This is a genomic window from Photorhabdus sp. RM71S (assembly GCF_042879355.1).
Classification (GTDB): Bacteria; Pseudomonadota; Gammaproteobacteria; order Enterobacterales; family Enterobacteriaceae; genus Photorhabdus; species Photorhabdus kayaii.
Genome location: NZ_JBHFKV010000264.1, coordinates 1 through 276, shown reverse-complemented (window position 1 = coordinate 276; position 276 = coordinate 1). Strand labels below are relative to the sequence as shown.

1 rRNA gene is annotated in these 276 nt (G+C 42.8%); it reads left to right on the top strand.

The window, feature by feature from the left end:
- Positions 1-186: 186 nt before the first annotated feature.
- Positions 187-276: ribosomal RNA gene (locus ACGF5R_RS24825) — 23S ribosomal RNA — on the top strand; the annotation flags it as partial.

Here is a 276-nt window from a genome sequence, read left to right as displayed (position 1 = left end):
GTTCGATCCCGCTTAGCTCCACCATACTAAACGTAATTCAGAGTATATTGGCGACAATATGCTGTGAATTATTTTGCTCTTTAACAATCTGGAACAAGCTGAAAAATTGAAATCCTCATTAATATCACTGAGATATTAGTGAAGAGTCTCTCAGGCTGAACAATTCGAGACAGTTTCGGGTTGTGAGGTTAAGCAATTAAGCGTACACGGTGGATGCCTAGGCAGTCAGAGGCGATGAAGGACGCGCTAATCTGCGAAAAGCGTCGGTAAGCTGAT